At 41.0% G+C, this 5405-nt stretch carries 4 protein-coding genes; 3 read left to right on the forward strand and 1 reads right to left on the reverse strand.

The genetic code is table 11. The annotated features are described in order from the left end of the window. Nucleotides 1-12 precede the first annotated feature (12 nt). The 3 genes from VNZ46_RS00530 to VNZ46_RS00540 all read left to right on the forward strand — a co-directional run bounded on the left by VNZ46_RS00530 (nt 13) and on the right by VNZ46_RS00540 (nt 3937). Nucleotides 13-741: a menaquinone biosynthesis protein gene (locus VNZ46_RS00530; RefSeq protein WP_325558113.1), complete on the forward strand. Its 729-nt coding sequence runs from the start codon at nt 13-15 to the stop codon at nt 739-741. Between the two features lie 91 nt (nt 742-832). Further along, nucleotides 833-3442 carry a DNA mismatch repair protein MutS gene (mutS, locus tag VNZ46_RS00535; RefSeq protein WP_325558114.1) on the forward strand — a complete coding sequence of 870 codons (2610 nt, stop codon included), beginning with the start codon at nt 833-835 and terminating at the stop codon, nt 3440-3442. Next, nucleotides 3443-3937: a C40 family peptidase gene (locus VNZ46_RS00540; protein ID WP_325558115.1), complete on the forward strand. Its 495-nt coding sequence runs from the start codon at nt 3443-3445 to the stop codon at nt 3935-3937. A 134-nt stretch (nt 3938-4071) separates the two neighbouring features. On the opposite strand, the gene VNZ46_RS00545 is transcribed toward VNZ46_RS00540, so the two are convergent. Further along, nucleotides 4072-5405, reverse strand: a 1334-nt coding sequence (locus tag VNZ46_RS00545; RefSeq protein ID WP_325558116.1) for a transglutaminase-like domain-containing protein, incomplete at its 5' end; no start/stop codon positions are given.

Raw genomic sequence — 5405 nt, forward strand, 5'->3', positions numbered from 1 at the left:
AATTAAATAACCTTGGACAAGATTAAAATATCAGCAGTAGCTTATACCAATACTAAACCGTTCATTTACGGAATCGAACATTCAGACGTTAAAAACAAGATAGACCTTAGTTTAGATATTCCTTCAGACTGTGCCGCTAAATTAATAGATGGGCAGGTGGATATTGGCCTGATACCCATAGCTGCCTTCCCCCATGTACCCAATGCAAATATTGTGGCAGATTATTGCATCGGTTCCATTGGAGCCGTGAACTCTGTATTTATTTTTAGTGATGTTCCAGCCAAAGAAATCAAAAGCCTGAAGTTGGACAGTCATTCCAGAACATCCAATAACCTGGCAAGGGTACTATTGAAATTCTACTGGAAACTGGATGTTGAGTTCACTACAGATCCAACTGTAAAAACAGATGCCATTGTTCTGATCGGTGACCGGACCTTTGGAAAAAAGGGTGATTACGCTTATGCCTATGACATGGGAGAGGAATGGATGAATTTTACCAGACTGCCCTTTATGTACGCGGCCTGGGTAGCCAACAAGGAAATTCCAAAGGAATTTATTGAGGAATTCAATGTTGCTCTGAAATCAGGACTTGATCATAGAAAGGAACTGCTCAAAGAACTTCCTGAAAATCCAGCCTTTGATCTGGACGACTATCTGATGCATAAGCTTGATTTTGAGCTGACCACGCAAAAGAGAGAAGCGATGACCTTATTTCTTTCCTACATCAGGGAACTGGGATAAAAGCGATATATTCACATTATTTAAATTTTCAACAAAACGTAAAGGCTAAATTTCAAGATAGTATATTTACGATTTTGTAAATAGAATCATTTTGGCCAAAGATAAGACTAAAGAAACACCATTAATGCAGCAGTACAATGCAATTAAAGCAAAGTACCCGGGCGCGTTATTATTGTTTAGAGTAGGAGATTTTTACGAGACATTTGGAGAAGATGCAGTAAAGACTGCACAGATATTAGGAATCGTACTCACCAGGAGAGGAAACGGGCCGGGAGGCCATATAGAACTTGCTGGTTTTCCGCATCATTCCCTGGAAAACTATTTATCCAAGCTGGTTAGGGCCGGACAGCGTGTAGCCATATGTGACCAGCTGGAAGATCCGAAGACAACCAAAACCATTGTAAAACGTGGAGTTACAGAACTGGTTACACCAGGGGTAGCTTACAACGACAATATCTTAAGTCAGAAATCTAACAATTATCTCGCTGCCATCTATTTTGATAAAAACCAGATTGGCGTGTCGCTACTGGATATTTCTACGGGAGAATTCCTGGTGGCACAAGGAAATGCAGAATACATTGATAAAGTGATGCAGGGCTTTAAACCCACAGAAGTTGTTTTTCAAAAAAACAGAAGACTGGACTTTCTGGAGTTATTTGGTGATAAATTCTATACATATACCCTAGACGACTGGGCATTTACCACTGATTATGCAAATGAAACCTTAACCAAGCATTTTGAAGTGGCTTCACTAAAAGGCTTTGGTGTAGATAAATTGCAAACTGGTATCGTAGCGGCAGGGGTCATCCTCCATTATCTGAATGAAACGGAACACCGCAATCTCAAACATATCACCTCTATCTCCAGGCTTGAAGAAGATCGCTTTATGTGGCTGGACCGTTTCACTGTCAGAAATCTGGAATTGGTCAGCTCTGCCAATGATAATGCGGTAACCTTATTTGATGTGCTGGATGAGACCAGTACACCTATGGGGGCAAGATTGCTCCACAAGTGGATCATTATGCCACTGAAGGAATTGAAACCTATACAGGAGCGTTTAGGTATGGTGGAGTATTTGGTTGCAAGTGAAGACCTTTCCGTTGAGTTGCTTTCACATATTAAACAAATAGGAGACCTGGAACGACTGATCTCTAAAGTGGGATTGTTGAAAGTAGGACCGAGGGAGCTTTGTCAATTGAAACGTGCTTTACACCATATAGAAGAAGTTAAGAAATTGACAGAAGCATCTGGAAATCCGTTCCTGGGTCTCATTGCTGAGCAATTGAATCCCTGCCTGTCCATCCGGGAAAAACTCGAAAGAGAACTTTTTCCAGACCCACCTGCATTGCTTATTAAAGGAAATGTGATTGCAGACGGCATAGATGAAGAATTAGATAGATTGAGGAAAATCTCTTATGGAGGTAAAGATTACCTGATCGAAATCCAGAAAAGAGAGGCCGCGGCAACGGGCATTCCTTCACTCAAAATAGCCTTTAACAATGTATTCGGCTATTATCTGGAAGTTACCCATACACACAAGGATAAAGTGCCAACAGAGTGGCTGCGTAAACAAACCTTAGTCAATGCAGAGCGCTATATCACTCCTGAACTTAAAGAATACGAAGAACAGATCCTGGGAGCAGAAGAGAAAATTCAGGAAATAGAAGTCCGTTTGTACAATGAATTGATGTACCAGGTGAGTACCTGTATTAAACCTATACAGCTCAATGCTTACATGATTGCCCAGCTTGATGTGATGTTGTGCTTTGCTCAACTGGCGGTGAAGAACCATTATGTTAAGCCTGTACTGAACACAAAGAAAGTTCTGGATATCAAAGGGGGACGTCACCCGGTTATAGAAAAACGCCTTGCAGTAGGTGAGGAATATATTACTAACGATGTTTTGCTCGATAACAATACGCAACAGATCATTATTATAACCGGGCCCAATATGTCGGGTAAATCTGCTATTTTAAGGCAAACCGGACTAATTGTTTTGATGGCTCAAATGGGCTGTTTTGTTCCTGCTAAAGCTGCAACTATCGGACTGGTAGATAAAATCTTCACACGTGTTGGTGCATCAGATAATTTATCTTCAGGCGAAAGTACATTTATGGTGGAAATGAATGAGACCGCCAGCATTCTGAACAATATTTCAGACAACAGCCTCATTCTCCTGGACGAAATAGGCCGTGGAACAAGTACTTACGATGGGATCTCCATCGCCTGGGCGATTGCAGAATTCCTGCATACTCACCCAAGTGCTAAACCTAAAACCTTATTTGCTACCCACTATCACGAGCTGAATGAGCTGGCCAATACCATGACCCGCATCAAAAATTTTAATGTGTCTGTAAAGGAAATAGGAAACAAGGTCATCTTTTTAAGGAAACTGGTGCCGGGTGGAAGTGAACATAGTTTTGGTATTCATGTAGCTAAAATGGCAGGAATGCCTCCTAAGCTGATTGCCAGAGCTAATGAAATCCTGAAAAAGCTTGAAATTGACCGCACTGAAGGCCAAAGTATCAAAGACAGTATTAAAAAAGTACAAAACCAGGCTTACCAGCTGCATATGTTTGCCGTAGATGATCCTATTCTGGTAAAAATAAGGGATATGCTCAATAACCTGGATGTGAATGTATTAACCCCCGTTGAAGCCTTACTTAAACTGGATGAGATTCAACGCCTAATTAAGCAGTAAATGAAAAGGAATTTAGGATTGCTCGTCATTTTAATGGTGTTTCTAACAGCTTGTGGCTCCAGAAGACATATCGTAACGAACAGCAATGCGGCAAATGCTGCCGCTGCAGCAAATGCGATGTCCAATCTTAAAAATAGATCCCTTTACCGCTTCATTACGGATTGGACAGGGGTGCGGTATCGTTTAGGAGGACTTGACAAGAATGGGATAGATTGTTCCGGCTTCGCTTTCCTGCTGGAAAAGGAAATTTATGGCATACAACTTCCGCGCAGATCAAGAGACCAGGCGCAGATAGTCAGGAACAAAGACCTTGGTCAGTTGAAAGAAGGAGACCTCATTTTCTTTTCTTTTGGTGGAAACGAAGTAGACCATGTAGGTATCTATCTCAATGATGACTATTTTGTACATGCCTCTACCACCAGAGGTGTTGTTGTCGACAACATTACCTTACCTGCATATCAGAAAGCTTTTGTTAAGGCAGGACCCGTAAAATAATTTAAAGTATTATAAAGGAATGTCAGAACCAAAACACGACTATTCATTCTGGACGAAATACAAAAGGTTTGCCACTACGGAGATCATTATGTATCTAATTATGATCATAGGTATAGGTCTGGGAATCATCATTCTCAGTTGAGCTTAAAGACAGCTTTTGACTGGTCGTAGCGCCGTACTCTGCTGATAAAATCAACCAGATCCTTATAGCGTTCAGCAGGATAATGGCCTTCTTTCAATAAGAAATACCGGCTGTAGGTAAGTAGCTTTCCACTTAAAGTTGTTTTAACAATAAAAGAACCAAAATCATTCTTAATCTGGATGTTCTCCATTTCTGACTCTATTTTGAAGCTATCTGGCAGTGTATACTGTATAGTGTCCAGTTCGGTAAAACCTCTGTTAACCACTACAGGCCTGGTACGGTTGGTGATTTCGTTGATATTTTTCGCTTTATTAAAAGCATTTAACACCAAATAAGCGCGGCTTTGTGTTTGAGGAACATAACTTCTGATACTCAGATCCAGATGTTCCGTCGTGGCAGGTTTGCTTGTCTTTAACTGATTGAATGTTACCTTGTCAAACTCAATATTGTCCAGGTCATATTTCGACTTCAATGATTTAACCTGCTCTTCCGGCGAATCACTGATCAGTCCTTCACAATTGTCATACTCAGCCCCCTCAAACCGGGTTAACATGCTACCTTTTATATTGCCTTCATTGTCTATGTTCAGTGAAGCCGTCCGGATGGTTTTATTCTCCGTTGCAGATAAAACCGGAGTATGAAGTAACTTTCCTCCATGTTCCGTACAGGCCAATACAGTTCTGTCATCTGTAAAGTCTCCTAAAAAGCCAAAAGGTACGGTTTGACTGGTGCATTCCAGCCAGGTGGTATCCCTTTCAAAAGGAACACAAAGTATAATATGATTGGCCTGATCCATACTTGCAAAGTCCGGATCCAGGCTTCTTTTTTGATTCCCGGCATAAACAATACAATATTCGGAATAGATATCAGCGGCCTTTAAGAGGCTTTGCATATAGTTTACAAGACCTTTGCAATCTCCATAACCCATACGGTCTACCTCAGCAGCTGAAATTGGTTGAAACCCGCCAATGCCTATCTGAACACTCACATAGCGGGTCTTTTCCTGCATGTAAGCGTATATCTTTTTAGCCTTTTCCCTAGGGTCATTTATACCGTTCACCAATGATTTTACCATCTGTATCGTTTCAGGTGCCAGATTCTGCCGTTTTGAAATAAGATCGGTATAGATCCATTTGCCCAAATCATTCCAGTTATTGTAACTTCCTGAAAAAGCATAATAACTGAATTTTTCGGGTGCTATTTTAACCCTTGTCAGGTAATTTTCAGGTGAAGGCGCATAAGGCTCTGTCTGGAAAGAAGGAATATTGGTCATCTCCCAGCTGTAACTCCATAGTTTTTCTTCCTTTGTTTCTTTCGTTTGCCCTG

Origin of the sequence: Pedobacter sp., from assembly GCF_035566355.1 — a bacterium.
GTDB lineage: Bacteria > Bacteroidota > Bacteroidia > Sphingobacteriales > Sphingobacteriaceae > Pedobacter.

Excerpts from the sequence above, each read along its gene's own strand:
- VNZ46_RS00540 (WP_325558115.1), top strand. The coding sequence starts at position 3,443 with ATGAAAAGGAATTTAGGATTGCTCGTCATTTTAATGGTGTTTCTAACA.